Origin of the sequence: Streptomyces sp. NPDC048590 (assembly GCF_043199535.1) — a bacterium.
In the GTDB taxonomy this organism is placed as follows: domain Bacteria; phylum Actinomycetota; class Actinomycetes; order Streptomycetales; family Streptomycetaceae; genus Streptomyces.
The window spans coordinates 233,748-251,874 of the sequence record NZ_JBICWC010000004.1 but is presented as its reverse complement, the minus strand read 5'-3'; the positions used below and the strand labels follow the sequence as shown (position 1 = coordinate 251,874).

The 18,127-nt window shown below is 71.5% G+C and carries 18 protein-coding genes; 13 read left to right on the top strand and 5 right to left on the bottom strand.

Annotated features, from left to right (window positions below; all coding sequences use genetic code 11):
- Positions 1 to 49: 49 nt before the first annotated feature.
- On the bottom strand, positions 50 to 901 hold the full coding sequence (locus tag ACGFNN_RS13310) for a hypothetical protein (protein ID WP_393555477.1): 852 nt from the start codon (positions 899 to 901) through the stop codon (positions 50 to 52).
- Between the two features lie 67 nt (positions 902 to 968).
- Between ACGFNN_RS13310 and ACGFNN_RS13305 the strand changes: the two genes are divergently transcribed.
- From ACGFNN_RS13305 to glmM, 4 genes are all read left to right on the top strand, one after another.
- Positions 969 to 2,588: an ABC-F family ATP-binding cassette domain-containing protein gene (locus tag ACGFNN_RS13305; protein WP_393555475.1), complete on the top strand. Its 1,620-nt coding sequence runs from the start codon at positions 969 to 971 to the stop codon at positions 2,586 to 2,588.
- A 226-nt stretch (positions 2,589 to 2,814) separates the two neighbouring features.
- Positions 2,815 to 3,258, top strand: a complete 444-nt coding sequence (gene rplM / locus ACGFNN_RS13300) for a 50S ribosomal protein L13 (protein WP_362552708.1) — start codon at positions 2,815 to 2,817, stop codon at positions 3,256 to 3,258.
- Between the two features lie 45 nt (positions 3,259 to 3,303).
- Positions 3,304 to 3,831 carry a 30S ribosomal protein S9 gene (rpsI, locus tag ACGFNN_RS13295; RefSeq protein ID WP_362552711.1) on the top strand — a complete coding sequence of 176 codons (528 nt, stop codon included), beginning with the start codon at positions 3,304 to 3,306 and terminating at the stop codon, positions 3,829 to 3,831.
- Between the two features lie 220 nt (positions 3,832 to 4,051).
- The gene (glmM, locus tag ACGFNN_RS13290) at positions 4,052 to 5,410 is read left to right on the top strand and encodes a phosphoglucosamine mutase (RefSeq protein ID WP_393555473.1); all 1,359 of its coding nucleotides are present in this window, start codon (positions 4,052 to 4,054) and stop codon (positions 5,408 to 5,410) included.
- Between the two features lie 45 nt (positions 5,411 to 5,455).
- Here glmM and ACGFNN_RS13285 read toward each other — a convergent pair whose 3' ends face one another.
- The 3 genes from ACGFNN_RS13285 to coaA form a co-directional block, all read right to left on the bottom strand.
- A complete protein-coding gene (locus tag ACGFNN_RS13285; protein ID WP_393555471.1) occupies positions 5,456 to 7,003 on the bottom strand; it encodes a PH domain-containing protein in 1,548 nt (515 codons plus the stop codon).
- Positions 7,004 to 7,105: 102 nt separating this feature from the next.
- Positions 7,106 to 8,068 carry a DUF389 domain-containing protein gene (locus tag ACGFNN_RS13280; protein WP_393555469.1) on the bottom strand — a complete coding sequence of 321 codons (963 nt, stop codon included), beginning with the start codon at positions 8,066 to 8,068 and terminating at the stop codon, positions 7,106 to 7,108.
- Positions 8,069 to 8,094: 26 nt separating this feature from the next.
- Entirely contained in the window at positions 8,095 to 9,087 is a 993-nt protein-coding gene (coaA, locus tag ACGFNN_RS13275; protein WP_362552723.1) for a type I pantothenate kinase, read from the bottom strand.
- Between the two features lie 143 nt (positions 9,088 to 9,230).
- On the opposite strand from coaA, the gene ACGFNN_RS13270 reads away from it, so the two are divergent.
- From ACGFNN_RS13270 to ACGFNN_RS13260, 3 genes are all read left to right on the top strand, one after another.
- Complete coding sequence (locus tag ACGFNN_RS13270) at positions 9,231 to 9,452, top strand: type II toxin-antitoxin system VapB family antitoxin (RefSeq protein WP_393555467.1); 222 nt, start codon at positions 9,231 to 9,233, stop codon at positions 9,450 to 9,452.
- Positions 9,449 to 9,859 (top strand): PIN domain-containing protein, encoded by a 411-nt coding sequence (locus ACGFNN_RS13265; protein WP_393555465.1) that lies wholly within the window; start codon positions 9,449 to 9,451, stop codon positions 9,857 to 9,859. The genes ACGFNN_RS13270 and ACGFNN_RS13265 overlap by 4 nt, the downstream gene beginning before the upstream one ends.
- A gap of 233 nt (positions 9,860 to 10,092) precedes the next feature.
- Positions 10,093 to 10,911 carry a hypothetical protein gene (locus tag ACGFNN_RS13260; protein ID WP_393555463.1) on the top strand — a complete coding sequence of 273 codons (819 nt, stop codon included), beginning with the start codon at positions 10,093 to 10,095 and terminating at the stop codon, positions 10,909 to 10,911.
- 65 nt (positions 10,912 to 10,976) lie between these two features.
- On the opposite strand, the gene ACGFNN_RS13255 is transcribed toward ACGFNN_RS13260, so the two are convergent.
- On the bottom strand, positions 10,977 to 11,432 hold the full coding sequence (locus tag ACGFNN_RS13255; RefSeq protein WP_393555461.1) for an HIT family protein: 456 nt from the start codon (positions 11,430 to 11,432) through the stop codon (positions 10,977 to 10,979).
- A gap of 91 nt (positions 11,433 to 11,523) precedes the next feature.
- Here ACGFNN_RS13255 and glmS point away from each other — a divergent pair, with 91 nt between their 5' ends.
- From glmS to ACGFNN_RS13225, 6 genes are all read left to right on the top strand, one after another.
- Positions 11,524 to 13,371 (top strand): glutamine--fructose-6-phosphate transaminase (isomerizing), encoded by a 1,848-nt coding sequence (glmS, locus tag ACGFNN_RS13250; RefSeq protein ID WP_393555459.1) that lies wholly within the window; start codon positions 11,524 to 11,526, stop codon positions 13,369 to 13,371.
- 12 nt (positions 13,372 to 13,383) lie between these two features.
- Entirely contained in the window at positions 13,384 to 13,752 is a 369-nt protein-coding gene (locus ACGFNN_RS13245; RefSeq protein WP_393556222.1) for a holo-ACP synthase, read from the top strand.
- Between the two features lie 4 nt (positions 13,753 to 13,756).
- Positions 13,757 to 15,208 carry an NAD(P)H-hydrate dehydratase gene (locus ACGFNN_RS13240; protein ID WP_393555457.1) on the top strand — a complete coding sequence of 484 codons (1,452 nt, stop codon included), beginning with the start codon at positions 13,757 to 13,759 and terminating at the stop codon, positions 15,206 to 15,208.
- 26 nt (positions 15,209 to 15,234) lie between these two features.
- Positions 15,235 to 15,621 carry a DUF488 domain-containing protein gene (locus ACGFNN_RS13235; protein WP_393555455.1) on the top strand — a complete coding sequence of 129 codons (387 nt, stop codon included), beginning with the start codon at positions 15,235 to 15,237 and terminating at the stop codon, positions 15,619 to 15,621.
- Between the two features lie 61 nt (positions 15,622 to 15,682).
- A complete protein-coding gene (gene alr / locus ACGFNN_RS13230) occupies positions 15,683 to 16,837 on the top strand; it encodes an alanine racemase (protein WP_393555453.1) in 1,155 nt (384 codons plus the stop codon).
- 62 nt (positions 16,838 to 16,899) lie between these two features.
- Entirely contained in the window at positions 16,900 to 18,126 is a 1,227-nt protein-coding gene (locus ACGFNN_RS13225; protein WP_393555451.1) for an alpha/beta fold hydrolase, read from the top strand.
- Position 18,127 lies beyond the last annotated feature (1 nt).

The following is an 18,127-nucleotide window of genomic DNA, read 5'->3' as shown; positions in this document are numbered from 1 at the left end:
GGTCCTCGGTCGCGGGGAGGGACGGGGCTGGTGCGTGGGGGGGAGGGCTTCAGGAGGCGGGCAGCCCCGCGGCGGCGGACGCCTGTACCTCGCCGCGGTGACGGATCTGGCGGAAGGTGAACTCGGTCAGGTCGTCACCGACCGCGTACACGTCCTTGGAGCTCGTGGTGACGTTCTTCCCGCTGGTGTAGCCGCCTACCGTGAAATACGCGTATCGGCCGTAGGAATTGGCGGTGCGGCGGCAGACCGATCCGGCCCGGCAGAAGGTGGGGACCCCGGAGCCGCTGAGTGAGGCCATGCCGCCGGACGCCTGCTGGGCGGCCTTCCTGGCCTCCGCCTCGGTGCCGAAGACGGCGAGTCCGACGGTGACCGCGATGCCGCCCTTGCTGTACGTGGCGCGGATGACCTGGTCGCAGCCGTTGCCGTCGAGGATCCCGCCGAGGGCGCCCTGTGTCGTCGTGGCGCAGTTCGTCGTGCGGGCGGTGGCTCCCTTGGCGTAGACGCGGTCGCCCATGGTGAGCTTCCTGCCGGGGAAGAAGGCGTCGACGGTGACCGGTGCCGTGTCCTTCTTCTCGTCGGCTATGTAGTCCTTCGGGTCCGGCGGAGGCGGCGGGGCCACCGAGGAGAAGGAGGGGCCGGGCGCCGAGGTCTCGGAGGGCAGGTCGGCGGGGGTGGGCAGCTCGCTCGCGTTCTTGCCGGAGCCGGAGGCGCCGCCGTTCCCTGTGGTGATGACAGCTGTGGCGACGATCGCGGCGACGGCGGCGGTGGCCACGGCCCCGCCCCCGATCATCAGCCACTTCCTGCGCCTGGTCCGTGCGGCGGACGCCTCGGCGAGCGCCGCCCAGTCCGGAGTCCGGCTGTCTCCCGGCCCCCAGGAGGGCCCCCCTTGCCCAAAGCTCATGCGGCGAATCCTAGACCGACCGTAATGCGGTTGGGCCAACGGTTCTCGTGCCGTGACAATGCTGTGCATGGGACATCTCGAAGCAGGCCACCTGGAGTACTACCTACCGGACGGGCGGGTGCTGCTCGGCGATGCCTCGTTCCGGGTGGCCGACGGCGCTGTCGTGGCCCTCGTGGGTGCGAACGGCGCGGGCAAGACGACGCTCCTGAAGCTGCTCTCCGGGGAGCTCCAGCCGCACGGCGGCTCGGTGTCGGTGAGCGGCGGGCTCGGGGTGATGTCGCAGTTCGTGGGTTCGGTCCGGGACGATCGCACCGTCCGTGACCTGCTGGTCTCCGTGGCCCAGCCCCGTATCAGGGAGGCGGCGAAGGCCGTCGACGCGGCCGAGGAACGCATTCTGAGCGTGGACGACGAGGCCGCGCAGATGGCGTACGCGCAGGCGCTCAGCGACTGGGCGGAGGCACGGGGCTACGAGGCCGAGACGCTGTGGGACATCTGCACCATGGCCGCGCTCGGCGTCCCGTACGAGAAGGCGCAGTGGCGCGAGGTGCGCACGCTCAGCGGGGGTGAGCAGAAGCGGCTGGTGCTGGAGGCGCTGCTCAGGGGACCGGACGAGGTGCTGCTCCTGGACGAGCCGGACAACTACCTGGACGTCCCCGGCAAGCGCTGGCTCGAGGAGAAGCTCAGGGAGACCCGTAAGACGGTGCTCTTCGTCTCCCACGACCGGGAGCTGCTCTCACGCGCCGCCGAGAAGATCGTCAGCGTGGAGCCCAGCCCGGCCGGCTCGGACGTCTGGGTGCACGGCGGCGGCTTCGGTACGTACCACGCGGCCCGCAAGGAGCGCTTCGCCCGCTTCGAGGAGCTGCTGCGCCGCTGGGAGGAGGAGCACGCCCGGCTGAAGGCGCTGGTCCTGCGGATGCGGCAGCAGGCGGCGAACAGCCCCGACATGGCGAACCGGTACCACGCGATGCAGACCCGCTTCAAGAAGTTCGAGGAGGCGGGACCGCCGCCGGAGCCGCCCCGCGAGCAGGACATCAGGATGCGGCTGCGCGGCGGGCGGACCGGGGTACGGGCGGTGACCTGCACCGGCCTGGAGCTGACCGGTCTGATGAAGCCTTTCGACCTGGAGATCTACTACGGGGAGAGGGTCGCGGTGCTCGGCTCCAACGGGTCGGGGAAGTCGCACTTCCTGCGGCTGCTGGCCGGTGAGCCGGTGGCGCACACCGGAGAGTGGAAGCTCGGGGCGCGGGTCGTGCCCGGTCACTTCGCCCAGACGCACGCCCACCCGGAGCTGCTCGGCAAGACCCTGGTCGAGATCCTGTGGACGGAGCACGCCAAGGACCGGGGCGGGGCCATGGGAGTGCTGCGCCGCTACGAGCTGGAGCGCCAGGGCGACCAGGCCTTCGAGCGGCTGTCCGGAGGGCAGCAGGCGCGCTTCCAGATCCTGCTCCTGGAGCTGGCCGGCACGACCGCGCTGCTGCTGGACGAGCCGACGGACAACCTCGACCTGGAGTCGGCCGAGGCCCTTCAGGACGGGCTGGAGGCGTACGACGGCACGGTGATGGCCGTCACGCACGACCGCTGGTTCGCGAAGTCCTTCGACCGCTATCTGGTCTTCGGGTCGGACGGGGTGGTGCGGGAGACGAAGGAGCCGGTCTGGGACGAGCGCAGGGTCCAGCGGGAGCGGTAGGTCCGGCGCGTTTTGACCCGTCCCCGCCGGGGCGGGTACTGTCGGGGGTTGTTATACGTACCGGCTCGATCGTTCTCACGCGATGAGCCCGTACGTAGGTTCTCTGGAGCAGTTACCAGTGGCTCGCATACGGGCGTCGTCCCGGCAGTGTGAGCCCCAGCTGCATGATCGCTTCAGGGGTGCCATGTGTCTGGACCTCATCCACTGAAGAAGCGAAGGCTACGAAGTGCGTACGTACAGCCCCAAGCCCGGCGATGTCACTCGCCAGTGGCACATCATCGACGCCGAGGACATCGTTCTCGGCCGTCTGGCCACCACGGCTGCCAACCTCCTCCGCGGCAAGCACAAGGCGACCTACGCCCCCCACATGGACATGGGCGACTTCGTCATCATCATCAACGCCGAGAAGGTTCACCTCTCCGGTAACAAGAAGACCCAGAAGATGGCGTACCGCCACTCGGGCTTCCCGGGCGGTCTCCGTTCGGTGCGTTACGACGAGCTTCTCGCGAAGAACCCCGAGAAGGCCGTCGAGAAGGCCATCAAGGGCATGATCCCCAAGAACACCCTGGGTCGCCAGATGCTCTCGAAGCTGAAGGTCTACGCGGGTGAGCAGCACCCGCACGCTGCGCAGCAGCCTGTCCCGTTCGAGATCACCCAGGTCGCGCAGTAGTTCCGGCCTCCCCCCTAAGACGTAAAGAAAGATCTGAGGAGAATCGTGGCCGAGACCACTGCAGAGACGCCCGTCGAGGGCACCGACGGCGAAGAGACCTACGCCGAGGTGACCACCTTCGAGTCGGAGGTCCCCGTCGAGGGTGAGTACACCTCCGAGTCGCTCGCCGGCCGCTTCGGCGACCCGCAGCCCGCCGCCGGCCTTGGCCGTCGCAAGAACGCCATCGCCCGCGTCCGGATCGTTCCGGGCACCGGCAAGTGGAAGATCAACGGTCGCACCCTTGAGGACTACTTCCCCAACAAGGTGCACCAGCAGGAAGTCAACGAGCCCTTCAAGGTGCTCGAGCTCGACGGCCGTTACGACGTCATCGCCCGCATCTCGGGTGGCGGCGTCTCGGGTCAGGCCGGCGCCCTGCGCCTCGGTGTGGCCCGCGCGCTGAACGAGGCGGACGTGGACAACAACCGCGCCACGCTGAAGAAGGCCGGCTTCCTCTCCCGCGACGACCGTGCGGTCGAGCGCAAGAAGGCCGGTCTCAAGAAGGCCCGCAAGGCCCCGCAGTACAGCAAGCGCTAAACCGCCTGCTCGTCTGCTTTACACGTTCGCCCCGGCGGCACGCATTGTGCTGCCGGGGCGTTCGTTTATCAGCTCTTGCGGGCGTATAACGGCTTAAGACGTTTACACGTTCATAGGCCTGAAGGTCTCGGGTGCGTCCATTTCTGCCGCGCCTCGCCTCACTTTGCCCTATTTTGTTTACTTTGGTTTTGCGGTTTCGGAGCATCTTCGGAGGACACCAGTGGGACGACTCTTCGGTACGGACGGCGTGCGCGGTGTCGCCAACGCGGATCTGACGGCCGAGCTCGCGCTCGGTCTCTCGGTCGCGGCGGCGCACGTACTGGCCGAGGCGGGCACCTTCGAGGGGCACCGGCCGACCGCCGTGGTGGGCCGCGACCCACGTGCGTCCGGAGAGTTCCTGGAGGCCGCGGTGGTGGCCGGTCTGGCCAGCTCCGGGGTGGACGTGCTGCGCGTCGGGGTGCTGCCGACGCCCGCGGTGGCCTATCTCACCGGAGCGCTCGGCGCGGACATCGGTGTCATGCTCTCCGCCAGTCACAACGCCATGCCGGACAACGGCATCAAGTTCTTCGCCCGCGGTGGCCACAAGCTCGCCGACGAGCTGGAGGACCGCATCGAGACCGTCTACGAGCAGCACCGCACGGGTGAGCCCTGGTCCCGGCCGACCGGTGCCGGCGTGGGCCGTGTCACCGAGTTCGTGGAGGGCTTCGACCGTTACGTCGCCCACCTCATCGGTGTCCTGCCGAACCGGCTCGACGGACTGAAGATCGTCCTCGACGAGGCGCACGGCGCCGCCGCCCGCGTCTCGCCCGAGGCGTTCGCCCGGGCGGGCGCCGAGGTCGTCACCATCGGCGCCGAGCCGGACGGCCTGAACATCAACGACGGGTGCGGCTCCACCCACCTCGCGCTGCTGAAGGCCGCGGTCGTCGAGCACGGCGCCGACCTGGGCATCGCGCACGACGGGGACGCGGACCGCTGCCTCGCCGTGGACGCGTCCGGCGAGGAGGTCGACGGCGACCAGATCCTCGCGGTGCTCGCCCTCGCCATGCGGGAGGCCGGCGGACTGCGCAAGGACACCGTCGTCGGCACCGTCATGTCGAACCTCGGCTTCAAGCAGGCGATGGAGCGGGAGGGCATCCAGCTCGTCCAGACCGCCGTCGGCGACCGCTACGTCCTGGAGTCGATGAAGGCGGAGGGCTACGCGCTCGGCGGCGAACAGTCCGGCCACGTCATCGTCCTCGACCACGCCACCACGGGTGACGGCACGCTCACCGGACTGATGCTCGCCGCCCGGGTCGCCGCCACCGGCCGCACGCTCGCCGAACTCGCCGGCGTGATGCAGCGCCTTCCGCAGGTCCTCATCAACGTGCCGGACGTGGACAAGTCCCGTGTGGAGACCTCCCCCGAGCTGGCGACCGCGGTGGCACTCGCGGAGCGCGAACTCGGCGACACCGGACGCGTACTCCTGCGGAAGTCCGGCACCGAGCCGCTGGTGCGGGTCATGGTCGAGGCGGCCGATCTGGAGCAGGCGCGCGCGGTCGCCGGGCAGCTGGCCGACGTCGTGAAGTCCGCGCTCGGCTGACACGACCTCAGCTCACACCGGATCAACTGTGCTGCGGGCCCGGCCTCATGGCCGGGCCCGCGGTGCTTCCCCGGCCCGGGGTGCGAGACCCAGTTCCGCGGTGAGGCGGGTCAGTACGGCCGGAGCGGCGGCCAGGCGCACCGGCACACCCCCGTCGTCGAGTTCGGCGATGTGCCACCCCACGGGGACGGTGTCGCCGTCACCGCCCCGGGGACGCCGTACGGCGGTCAGGGTGAGCCGCTCCACCGGTATCCGGTGCGCCGCGAACCTGCCCGGACCGCTGTGGGGGACCACGGCGGGCGGGCCGCCACCGAGCACGATGTGGGTGCCGAAGCCGTGCGGGTTGTAGTCCGTGTCGTCGAGGAAGCGGGCGGTCACGAACTGCTCCTCGTCCTCGGCCCGTGGGACGCCGGTTCCGGTGTACTCGGGCTCACGGATTCGGGTGGCACGCCAGGCCCACCCGAACAGGCACAGCGAGGCCACGGAGCCCGCCGCCGTCCACACCGCCGGGTCCGGTGCGGCGATCAGTGACGCCGGACGCAGGTAGCAGAGCGGCAGCAACCACAGCGCCGTACCCGCGAGGGCGCCCGCGAACGGCAGGGCGGACGGCAGGACCTCGTCGTCGGGGAGCCGTCGGCCGCGCAGGCGCAGCAGGACCCGGGCACCGGGGAAGCCCGCGGCCAGAGCGCACCCGGCGGCGACGACGGCGATCTCCCCCGCGGCCGGGAAGTGCTCCCGCCACACGTGGTGTTCGCCGGTGACCTCCCTCACCGCGTGCCGCCAGACGGTCAGTTCGACCCGGTCGCCCGGATGGAATCCCCGGGCACCCTCACGCGAGACGCTGATCCGCTCCAGCGGCCGCCCGTCGGTGAAGTACAGCCGGCTGCTGCCGTTCCCCCGGCCGAGTTCGGTCCGCGCGATCACCGCGTGCAAGGTGCCCAGGCACTCCGCGCGCTCCCCGACGGGTGTGGTGGCCGTGCACGGGGTGGCCGACTCCCAGGCGTCCCGCTCCTCCCGGACGCCCGGTACGGCCCACGCGGCCAGACCCGCGCCCACGAGCAGCACCGCGCACAGGGCCAGTTGTGCGGCGGAACCCCGCCCGGCCGTACGCCCGGAGAGGACCGGCACATGGTCCGAGACGGGGGTTCCGTACAGGCGGTGCAGTGCCCTGAGAGCCGCCAGCGTGGCGTCGAACTCCGCCTGGTCCGCGGTGGCGCCGCCCACCGGCAGGGGCAGCAGGAACCGGCTTCCGTCGCCCGTCAGCACGAAGACGCGCCGGTACTCCTGGCCGCGTGCGTACTGGATGTGGACGCCCACATCGCGTACGTCCCGCCACGGCAGGTTCCGGCGGCGCAGCAGCGTGTGCGAGCGCAGGCCGAAGGAGTCGGCGCCGACGCGGACGGTGGCCGCGTACAGACACAGCACGCCCAGCAGCGCCGCGGCCAGTCCTCCGAGCGCCCAGGCGTCCAGGACCGTGCCCCGGTACGCCACCCGCCCGGCGGCCAGCGCCGCCCCGCCTGCCCCGAGCAGGGCCAGGGAGTTCAGGGCGCGAGTCCGTCCAGGTCGGAGGTCCACCTCGTGGGCTTCGGTCATGCGCCGGATCGTGCCACCGGCCGAACCGCCTCCACCAGGGCCGGGTCCGGCAGCGATGCCCCGCCCCGCGCTGCCGGACCCGCGCGACGGGCCAGGGCCGCGTCAGCCGGCAGCTCCCGTCCTCGCCCGGCGGACGAGGGGGGAGGAACGCGTGAAGTGCCACAGCGCCTTCTGGACCAGCAGCGTCACCGTGCCCGCCAGGACGATGCCGCCCAGGTTGGCCAGGAGCTGTACGGACGATCCCCAGGCCTGGTCCAGGTCCTGGTAGCTGAAGGCCACCGCCGCATTGGCCGCGGCCGGCACGGTGGTCACCGAGATCGCGACTCCGATCAGCGCACCCGACTTCGACGAGGTCAGGGAGAGCGTCCCCGCGATGCCCGCCAGCAGGGCCACCACGAACGACATCCAGTCCGGGTGCCAGATGAAACCGGTCTGCGGACGCGGCGCGTTGATCATGTCCTCGTTGAACAGATCCAGCATGTCCATCAGCCAGGCGAACCCGGCGGTGAGCACCATCGCCGCGAGGAAGCCGGCGATCAGCGCCCAGAGCGACCGGGCCACCAGCTTGGGCGCGCGCTGCACCAGCGCCGTCGAGATCCCGGCGAGCGGGCCGAACTCCGGGCCCACCGCCATCGCGCCCACGATCAGTACCGCGTTGTCCAGCATCACACCGCAGGCGGCGAGCATGGTGGCGACGGAGAGGAACGTCACGTAGGTGGCGCTGAACGTCGACTCCTCGTGCGTGACCTCGCTCAGTTCCTCCCAGAGCACCGCGTCCATGCCCTCACCGGGGGCCTCCCGCTCCGCCTCGTCGGCACGCCGGGACAGGGTGAGGTCCATGTTCTCGACGGTGATCGACCCGCAGTCGTCGATTTCCAGTTTCCTCAGGCCGCCGATGAGTTCGTCGCCAGCCTCACGCGCCACGTCGCACAGGACGACGTCGCCGACCGGGTTGCGTGCCGCGCCCGAGAGCACCGCGACATGGGCGGTGCCCACCGTGGCCTCGATCAGCTCCAGCACCTCGTCGGTGCGGTCGGCGGGCACGATGAGGCGCAGATGCAGCACGGTGCACCCTTTCCTGGATCGGCGGATCAGAGCTTGCGCAGGGAGAGGCGCTGGACCTTGTGGTCCGGCCCCTTGCGCAGCACGAGGGTCGCACGGCCGCGCGTCGGCGCGACATTCTCCAGCAGATTGGGCCTGTTGATGGTCCGCCACATGGTGCGCGCGTAGTCCAGCGCCTCGCCCTCGGAGACCTGGGTGTACTTGCGGAAGTACGAGAACGGGTTCTGGAACGCCGTCTCACGCAGCCTCCGGAAGCGGTGGAGGTACCACTGCTCGATGTCCTCCTCCTTCGCGTCCACGTACACGCTGAAGTCGAAGTAGTCGGCGAGGCCGACCCTGGTCCGGCCGTCCTTCCCGGGCAGCGCGGGCTGGAGCACGTTGAGACCCTCGACGATGAGGATGTCGGGACGCCGCACGGTCAGCCGCTCGCCCGGCACGATGTCGTAGATCAGGTGGGAGTAGACCGGTGCCGTCACCTCGTCCTTGCCGGCCTTGATGTCGGCGACGAACCGGGTCAGCGCCCTCCGGTCGTACGACTCGGGGAAGCCCTTGCGCGACATCAGCCCGCGCGACTCCAGCTCCTTCATCGGCAGCAGGAAGCCGTCCGTCGTCACCAGCTCCACCCGGGGGTGCTCGGGCCAGCGCGCCAGCAGCGCCTGCAGGATGCGGGCGGTCGTGGACTTCCCGACGGCGACGCTTCCCGCGACGCCTATGACGAAGGGGGTGCCCCGCTGCTCACCGTGACCGTTGCCGGCGTCGCCCAGGAAGGTGTTCAGCGCGCCGCGCAGGCCCGATGTGGCCTGGACGTAGAGGTTCAGCAGCCGCGAGAGCGGCAGATAGACGTCCCTGACCTCGTCGAGGTCGATGACGTCACCGAGTCCTCTCAGTCTCTCGACCTCCTCGGCGCTCAGCGGGAGCGGCGTCTTGTCACGCAGGGCGCTCCACTCGGCCCGGGTCAGGTCGACGTAGGGCGTCGGCGCGTGCTCGGTGCGGCGGGTGCTCCGTGCGGGTGAGGTGATCACGTGTTCATTGTCGCGGGAGTTCCGGCGGAGTGGGGGGTGGGGTGGGTCACGTGGGTGCGGGTCATCCGGCCGGGGCGGTGCTGCGATGTGGATGACATACTATTCTTTGTACATGACCCACATTGCCTGACTGGAGGTGCCGGATGACTGTGACCCAGATCGACATAGACGACGAGGCGCTGGAACGCACCATGACGCTGTCCAAGGCGAGGACCAAGAAGGAGGCCGTCAATCTGGCGCTTCGGTACTACGCCGACCAGCAGGACCGTGCGGCGCGCATCGCCCGGCATTTCGAGCGTGCAGAGCGTTGGGGGGCTGTGGAGGACGCGGAGCGCCGGCACCGCGCGGAGAAGGGCGATCGGTGATCTACCTGCTCGACACCTCCGGGCTCGTCCGCCTGCTCGGTGACGCCGGGTTGCAATCCGCCTGGTACGACAGCATGTGCGCTGATTCGATCGGATCCTGCTATCCGCAGCGTGCGGAGTTCCTGTTCAGTGCGCGAACCGGCGACGAGTACGACGAGATCGCCGAGATGTTCACCGACCTGTATCCCGATGTCCCGGTGCCGAAGCACGCGGGACGCTGGGTCGGGGCGGTGCAGCAGCGGATGGCCAGGGCGGGGCAGCATCGGAGCGCCTCGGCCGTGGATCTGATCATCGCCGCCACCGCCGCACACCACGGGTTGACCGTCCTGCACGACGACGCCGACTACCGCACCGTCGCCCGGCACGCTCCCGACCTGCGGGAACACCGCATCCACGACGTCGTCTGAGGTTCCCCGCACGGGTTCACGGGCATCGGGGGGCGCCGTGCTCGCGGGCGGAGGGCCGACTGCCGCGGAGACGGCGGGGAAACGCGTCGACGTGGAGAAGGAGCCGCTGCCGGACCGGCCTGGAACCGCAGGGCGTTCACCCGGCCGCCACTGGTAATCTGCCGCTCCGCCGTTCGGACGTGATCTTCCCGGACGGCGTCTCCCACCGGTCCACGGACAGCATCGAGGCGTGCATGAAAACTGGCAGAACCGGCACCGTCGCCGCGATAGCGGGGGCGGCTGTCGCTCTCTCCACCCTTACGGCTCCCGCGGCGCAGGCCGCGGACACCGGCATCACCGTGTCACGGATCGTCGTCAACGGAGGCAAGTCCATCATCGTGGGCACCTCGGACGCGAAGACCCCGCCCGTGACCTTCCGGATCACCCTCCCCGCCGGGTACAGCACCGCCAACGCCTCCGCGTACGAGGCCGAGCCGTACCTCTACCACGGCACCACCGCGACCAAGGGTGCTGACAGCGGCGGCCTCTACATGGGCGGCTACACCTGTTACGAGACCAGCTCCAGCCGGGTCGCGGACTGCGAGGGCGAGCTGTACATCGAGCCGCGCTACGACCTGAACTCCGGTGACGACGCCACGACGTGGAAGATCGGCGTCGCGGCGAAGCTCTTCAAGACCAACGGCCAGCTCAAGGCCGGGGAGTACACCACCGCCTCGGGCGGCGCGAAGGTCAAGCGCTGGGCCAAGGTCACCGTCAACGCCTCGCCCGAACCGGTGACGAAGGGCAGGACGATCACTGTCACCGGCAGTCTCACACGCGCGGACTGGGCGAAGCACACGTACACCGGCTACGCCGGCAAGACCGTCAGCCTGCAGTTCCGCAAGGCGGGCAGCTCCACCTACACCACGGTCAAGACGGCGACCTCGTCCAGCTCGGGCGCGCTGAAGACCACGGTCACCGCGTCGGCCGACGGCTACTGGCGCTGGACGTTCGGAGGCTCGTCCACCTCGGGCACGGCCACCGCCGCCGGCGACTACGTCGACGTGCGCTGAACCCCGCCGCCCCGCCGGCGTGCCCATGGCACACGGCGGGGCGGTTCCGTCTCGGCACGGCGGAACTACGCGCCGCCGAGTTCCGCTCCGAGCGCCCGAGCGATGTCGTCGGCCCGCCCCTCGGTCACCTGCTGCTCCGCCGGGCGCCGCAGCAGGCCGAAGACACCGGGCCCCCGGTACTCCGCCGGCAGGTCCCGCGCGCGTGGCACGACGTGGAAGTGCACATGCGCGAAGCCCTCGGCCTCGGCGAACTGGACGACATACGTCTTCTCGCAGCCCGTCACCGTGCGCAGCGCCCTGCTGAGCCGGACCTGCCACATTCCCAGCCCGGCCGCCTCCGCATCGGTGAGCTCGTGCACCGCGGTGATGTGCCGCCTGGGCAGCAGCACCAGCCACCCGGGCAGCGAGGTCCCGGTCGCGTGGGCCACCCGCCAGTACCGGTCGTACGCGACGCGCTCGCGCGGCGGCAGCGCGTCGAACTCCGCTTCCATGGCGCACGTGTAGCAATCCGGGGCTGTCATGGTGCGCAGCGTAGCCACGGCCGGCCCACCGGGGACACCGCGCGGCGCACCCCTACTGTCCCCCGCCCCTTCGCAGCCTTATGGTGCCGATATGTGCGGAATCGTGGGTTACGTCGGAGCGCAGTCGGCGCAGGATGTCGTTGTCGCGGGGTTGAAGCGGCTGGAGTACCGGGGGTACGACTCCGCGGGGGTCGCCGTGCTCGCGGACGGAGGGCTGGCAGCCGCGAAGAAGGCGGGGAAGCTCGTCAACCTGGAGAAGGAGCTCAAGGACCGGCCGCTACCGGCCGGGAACACGGGGGTCGGGCACACCCGTTGGGCCACGCACGGAGGGCCCACCGACGCCAACGCCCACCCGCACATCGACAACGCGGGCCGGGTCGCCGTCGTGCACAACGGGATCATCGAGAACTTCGCGGCCCTGCGCGAGGAGTTGGCCGGACGCGGGCACGACCTGGCCTCCGAGACAGACACCGAGGTCGTCGCCCACCTGCTCGCCGAGGCCTACTCGTCCCTCGGTGATCTCGCCGAGGCCATGCGGCAGGTGTGCCGTCAGCTGGAAGGCGCGTTCACCCTGGTGGCCGTGCACGCGGACGAGCCGGACGTGGTGGTCGGGGCCAGGCGGAACTCACCGCTCGTCGTCGGCGTGGGGGACGGCGAGATGTTCCTGGCCTCCGACGTCGCCGCATTCATCGCGCACACCCGCGACGCCATCGAACTCGGCCAGGACCAGGTCGTCGAGCTGCGCCGCGACGGGGCCACCGTCACGGGGTTCGACGGCTTCCCCGCTCCCACACGTGAGTACCACGTCGACTGGGACGCCTCCGCCGCCGAGAAGGGCGGCTACGCCTCCTTCATGCTCAAGGAGATCGCCGACCAGCCCAAGGCCGTGGCCGACACCCTGCTCGGACGTGTCGACGGCTCCGGCACGCTCCACCTCGACGAGGTGCGCATCGCGCCGAACCTGCTGCGCGAGGTCGACAAGGTCGTGATCGTCGCCTGCGGGACCGCCTTCCACGCCGGGATGATCGCCAAGTACGCGATCGAGCACTGGACCCGGCTGCCCTGCGAGACCGAGCTGGCCAGCGAGTTCCGCTACCGCGACCCGATCCTCGACCAGCGCACCCTCGTCGTCGCCATCTCGCAGTCCGGCGAGACGATGGACACGCTGATGGCGGTGCGCCACGCCCGCGAGCAGGGGGCGAAGGTGCTCGCCATCTGCAACACCAACGGATCGACCATCCCCCGGGAGTCCGACGCCGTCCTCTACACGCATGCCGGGCCCGAGGTCGCCGTCGCCTCCACCAAGGCGTTCCTGACCCAGCTCGTCGCCTGCTACCTCGTCGCGCTGTACCTGGGACAGGTACGCGGCACCAAGTGGGGCGACGAGATCCGCACCGTGGTGCGGCAGCTCACCGAGATGTCCGGGGCGGTCGAGCGCGTCCTCGGGACCATGGAACCGGTGCGCGAGCTGGCCCGCTCGCTGGCGGGCCACGACACGGTGCTCTTCGTCGGCCGGCACGTCGCCTACCCGGTGGCCATGGAAGGGGCGCTGAAGCTCAAGGAGCTGGCCTACATGCACGCCGAGGGGTTCGCCGCGGGCGAGCTCAAGCACGGGCCGATCGCCCTCATCGACGAAGGCCTCCCGGTCGTCGTCATCGTGCCGTCCCCGCGCGGCCGTTCGGTGCTGCACGACAAGATCGTCTCGAACATCCAGGAGATCAGGGCCCGCGGCGCGCGTACCGTCGTCATCGCGGAGGAGGGCGACGAGGAGGTCGTGCCGTACGCCGACCACCTCATCCGGATCCCCGCTACGCCTACGCTGCTTCAGCCGCTGGTCGCCACGGTGCCGTTGCAGGTGTTCGCCTGCGAGCTGGCGACGGCCCGGGGGAACGAGGTGGACCAGCCGCGCAACCTGGCGAAGTCCGTGACAGTCGAGTGAGTGAGTGAGCGCGTGATCATTGGGGTCGGGATCGATGTGGCGGAGATCGAACGGTTCGGCGCGGCGCTGGGGCGCACACCCCAGCTCGCCGAACGCCTCTTCCTCGCCCGGGAGCTGACGCTGCCGGGCGGGGAGCGGAGGGGGATCGCTTCGCTGGCGGCCCGGTTCGCGGCCAAGGAGGCCTTGGCCAAGGCGCTCGGCGCCCCCGCGGGGCTGCTCTGGACCGACGCCGAGGTGTGCGTCGAGGAGAGCGGCAGGCCCCGCCTGGAGGTCCGGGGGACCGTCGCCGCCCGAGCCGCGGAGCTCGGGGTGCGCAGCTGGCACGTCTCGCTCAGCCATGACGCGGGGGTGGCGTCGGCCGTGGTGATCGCGGAGGGTTGAGGGCATGCGACACGCCTACAGCGTCGAGACCGTACGGGCCGCCGAGAAGGCCCTGATGGCACGGCTGCCGGAAGGGGCGCTCATGCAGCGCGCGGCCGCCGGGCTCGCGGTGGCCTGCGGTGACCTGCTCCGGCGCAACGGCCGGGTCTACGGATCCCGGGTGCTGCTCCTCGTCGGCAGCGGCGACAACGGCGGGGACACCCTCTACGCGGGCGCCCGGCTGGCCCGGCGCGGAGCCGGCGTACGAGCCGTACTGACCTCTCCCGAGAAGGTCCACCGGGCGGCACTCGCGGCGCTGCTGGCTGCCGGCGGGCAGATCCTGGACGGCCCCGACCTCGGCCCCTTCGGCCCCGTCGACCTCGTCGTCGACGGGATCACCGGGATCGGGGGCCGCGGCGGCCTGCGACCCGGGGCCGAGGAGCTGGTGCGCGCGGTCACCCGGGGACACGCCCCCGTGCTCGCCGTGGATCTGCCGAGCGGGGTCGAGGCGGACACCGGGCAGGTGCTCGGCCCCGCCGTACGGGCCGACGCCACCGTCACCTTCGGCACGTACAAGCCGGGGCTGCTCATCGACCCCGCCGCCGAGCACGCCGGAGCACTCAGGCTCGTCGACATCGGCCTGGCGGCGACTCTGCCCGGGCGGCCCGACCTGGAGGCCCTCCAGTACGTCGACGTCGCCGCCCTGCTGCCGGAGCCGGCCGCGGAGAGCGACAAGTACCGGCGCGGCGTCGTCGGCGTCGCGGCGGGCTCGGAGAGGTATCCGGGTGCGGCCGTGCTCGCCGTCGCCGGGGCGCTGAGGGCCGGCGCGGGAGCCGTGCGCTACTCCGGACCGGGTGGCGCCGCCGTGATCGCGCGCTTTCCGGAGACCCTGGTGCACCCGGGACCGCCGTCGGAGGCCGGACGCGTACAGGCCTGGGTGGTCGGCCCGGGGATCGGGGACTCGGCCGCGGCGGCCGGAGCGGTGGCCGACGTGCTGGCCACGGACGTACCGGTGCTGGTCGACGCCGACGGGCTGCGGCTGATGGACGCCGGCGCCGTGCGCGCGCGGACCGCCGCCACCGTCCTCACCCCGCACGCGGGCGAGGCCGCCGCGCTGCTCGGCGTGGCACGCGAGGAGGTCGAGGCGGGACGGCTCGCCGCGGTACGGGAGCTGGCCTCGCGCTACCGCGCCACGGTGCTGCTGAAGGGCTCGACGACGCTGGTCGCGGAGGCCGGGGAGGCACCCGTGCGGGTCAACCCGACCGGTACGCCCTGGCTCGCCACGGCCGGCAGCGGCGATGTGCTGTCCGGGCTGACCGGTTCGCTGCTGGCCGCCGGCCTCGCCCCGCGCGACGCGGCGTCGGTCGGCGCCTATCTGCACGGACTGGCCGCGCGCCGGGCCTCGGACGGGGCGCCGGTCGCCGCGCAGGACGTGGCGGACGCCGTGCCCGCGGCGTGGCGGGACGTACGCGCCTGATCCACGCTGGAGGGGGAGGTGCGAACGTGAGCATCGGAAGTGGGATTCGCGTGCGCCGGGTGTACGACCCGCCGGAGGAGGACGACGGCACCCGCGTGCTGGTCGACCGGCTCTGGCCGCGCGGCATCTCCAAGGAGCACGCCGCCGTCGACCTGTGGGCCAAGGACGCCACACCGTCCAAGGAACTGCGCACCTGGTACCACGAGGACCGCACCGCCGGCCGGTACGACGCCTTCGTCGACCGCTACCGCACCGAACTGGGCGACCCCGAGCACACCGAGGCGGTCCAGACGCTGCTCGCGCTGCTCCGGAAGGGCGGTGCCGTCACCTTCCTCACGGCGGTCAAGGACGTCCCGGCCAGCCATGTCCCGGTCCTGGTAGAGCATCTGGAACACGCCCTGGACCACCGCTGACCGCCTCACCGGGCACGGAAGGTCGAGGGAACGGGCGTACGGCTCTGAGAGACTGGGCGCGATGAACGAGACAGCGACCCTGAGAGCCCGTGCCGAGATCGACCTCGCCGCGCTGCGTGCCAATGTGCGCGCCCTGCGGGCGCGGGCGTCCGGCGCGCAGCTCATGGCCGTGGTGAAGTCCGACGCCTACGGCCACGGCGCGGTGCCCTGCGCCCGCGCCGCTCAGGAGGCCGGCGCGTCCTGGCTGGGCACAGCCACGCCGCAGGAGGCGCTGGCGCTGCGGGAGGCGGGCATCGAGGGCCGGCTCATGTGCTGGCTCTGGACGCCGGGCGGACCGTGGCGGGAGGCGGTCGAGGCGGACATCGATGTCTCGGTGAGCGGGATGTGGGCTCTGGACGAGGTCGTCGCCGCGGCCACCGGGGCCGGAATCCCGGCCCGGGTCCAGCTCAAGGCCGACACCGGCCTCGGACGCAACGGGTGCCAGCCCGCCGACTGGCCGACGCTCGTCTCCGCGGCCCGGGCCGCGGAGGAGGCGGGCGTCCTGCGCGTCACCGGGCTCTGGTCGCACTTCGCCTGCGCCGACGAGCCCGGACACCCCTCGACCGCCGCCCAGCTGGGCGTCTTCCGCGACATGGTCGCGTACGCCGAGAAGGAGGGCGTGCGCCCCGAGGTGCGGCACATCGCGAACTCCCCGGCCACCCTCACGGTGCCCGAGTCGCACTTCGACCTCGTACGCACCGGGATCGCCGTGTACGGCATCTCGCCCTCCCCGGAACTGGGCACCCCGGCGGACTTCGGGCTGCGGCCCGTCATGACGCTCGCCGCCTCGGTCGCCCTGGTCAAGCAGGTGCCCCCGGGCCACGGCATCAGCTACGGCCACCACTACACGACCTCCGCCGAGACGACGCTCGCCCTGGTGCCGGTCGGGTACGCCGACGGTGTCCCGCGCCATGCCTCCGGCCGGGGACCCGTCCTCGTGGGAGGCAAGGTCCGCACGATCGCGGGCAGGGTCGCCATGGACCAGTTCGTCGTCGACCTCGGCGGCGAGACCCTGGAGGCCGGTGCGGAGGCGGTGCTCTTCGGGCCGGGCGACAAGGGTGAGCCGACCGCCGAGGACTGGGCCGTGGCGGCGGACACCATCGCGTACGAGATCGTCACCCGCATCGGGGCGCGCGTCCCCCGTGTCCATCTCCACGAGGACGCCGGCCGGGACTGAGCCCGGCACCGCGAGATCATGGTCCGACGACGACGAGAACGACGACGAAGGAGCGCGGCACGGTGAGCGAGACCAGCGCGGAGGACGTGGTGGCGACGGCGGCCGTCGCGGCGGCCGGCTGGCGCCGGGCGGGCGTCGCCGGGGCGGCGATAGGCGTCATCGCGGCGGGAGCGGCCGCCGGGGTCGCCGTCGAGAGGCTCACCGTCGGACGCGGCATGCGCAAGAAGGCCCGGCTCGCACTGGACGCCTCGGGCCCTTACGGCTCCCTGCGGGGTACACCGGGCCGCGCGGTCGCGGACGACGGCACCGAGCTGTACTACGAGGTCGACGAGACCGAGCCCGAGGCCGTCCCGAGCCGTGCGGGCAAGGGCGCGGGGACGAGCGAACGGGCGGGCTCCGGCTCCCGGCGCCGGCGGCTCTTCGGCAGCAAGGACCCCGCGCCCCTGACCGTGGTCTTCAGCCACGGCTACTGCCTGGGCCAGGACTCCTGGCACTTCCAGCGCGCCGCTCTGCGCGGGCTGGTCCGCACGGTCCACTGGGACCAGCGCAGCCACGGTCGTTCCGAGCGTGGCCGCGCGCAGGCCGCGGGGGAGCCGCTGGGCATCGACCAGCTCGGCCGCGACCTCAGGGCGGTCATCGACGCGGCGGCCCCCGAGGGCCCGCTCGTGCTGGTGGGCCACTCCATGGGCGGTATGACGATCATGGCGCTGGCCGACCGGTACCCCGAGCTGATCCGCGACCGGGTCGCCGCCGTCGCCTTCGTCGGTACGTCGAGCGGGAAGCTCGGCGAGGTGAACTTCGGCCTGCCGGTGGCGGGCGTGAACGCCGTGCGGCGGGTGCTGCCCGGGGTGCTGAAGGCGCTCGGCTCGCAGACGGAGCTGGTGGAGCGCGGACGGCGGGCCACCGCCGACCTGTTCGCCGGTCTGATCAAGCGGTACTCGTTCGGGTCGAGGGACGTGGACCCGGCGGTCGCGAGGTTCGCGGAGCGGCTGATCGAGTCGACCCCGATCGATGTGGTCGCAGAGTTCTACCCGGCCTTCACCGAGCACGACAAGAGCGGGGCGCTGCCCGCCTTCCGGGACGTCCCGGTGCTGATCCTGGCCGGTGACAAGGACCTGGTGACACCGAGCTCCCACAGCGAGGCCATCGCGGACGAGCTCCCGGACGCGGAACTGGTCATCGTGCCGGACGCCGGCCATCTGGTGATGCTGGAGCACCCGGAGACGGTCACGGACCGGCTCGCGGACCTCCTGGTACGGATAGGAGCCGTTCCGGCGGGGGCGCGCTGAT

What these genes read in the sequence shown, in the direction of transcription:
- ACGFNN_RS13270 (WP_393555467.1), top strand. Translation starts at nt 9,231, where the DNA reads ATGACTGTGACCCAGATCGACATAGACGACGAGGCGCTGGAACGCACC.
- ACGFNN_RS13305 (WP_393555475.1), top strand. Translation starts at nt 969, where the DNA reads ATGGGACATCTCGAAGCAGGCCACCTGGAGTACTACCTACCGGACGGG.
- alr (WP_393555453.1), top strand. Translation starts at nt 15,683, where the DNA reads ATGAACGAGACAGCGACCCTGAGAGCCCGTGCCGAGATCGACCTCGCC.
- ACGFNN_RS13285 (WP_393555471.1), bottom strand. Translation starts at nt 7,003, where the DNA reads ATGACCGAAGCCCACGAGGTGGACCTCCGACCTGGACGGACTCGCGCC.
- ACGFNN_RS13310 (WP_393555477.1), bottom strand. Translation starts at nt 901, where the DNA reads ATGAGCTTTGGGCAAGGGGGGCCCTCCTGGGGGCCGGGAGACAGCCGG.
- ACGFNN_RS13240 (WP_393555457.1), top strand. Translation starts at nt 13,757, where the DNA reads ATGCGACACGCCTACAGCGTCGAGACCGTACGGGCCGCCGAGAAGGCC.
- ACGFNN_RS13260 (WP_393555463.1), top strand. Translation starts at nt 10,093, where the DNA reads ATGAAAACTGGCAGAACCGGCACCGTCGCCGCGATAGCGGGGGCGGCT.
- glmS (WP_393555459.1), top strand. Translation starts at nt 11,524, where the DNA reads ATGTGCGGAATCGTGGGTTACGTCGGAGCGCAGTCGGCGCAGGATGTC.
- ACGFNN_RS13255 (WP_393555461.1), bottom strand. Translation starts at nt 11,432, where the DNA reads ATGACAGCCCCGGATTGCTACACGTGCGCCATGGAAGCGGAGTTCGAC.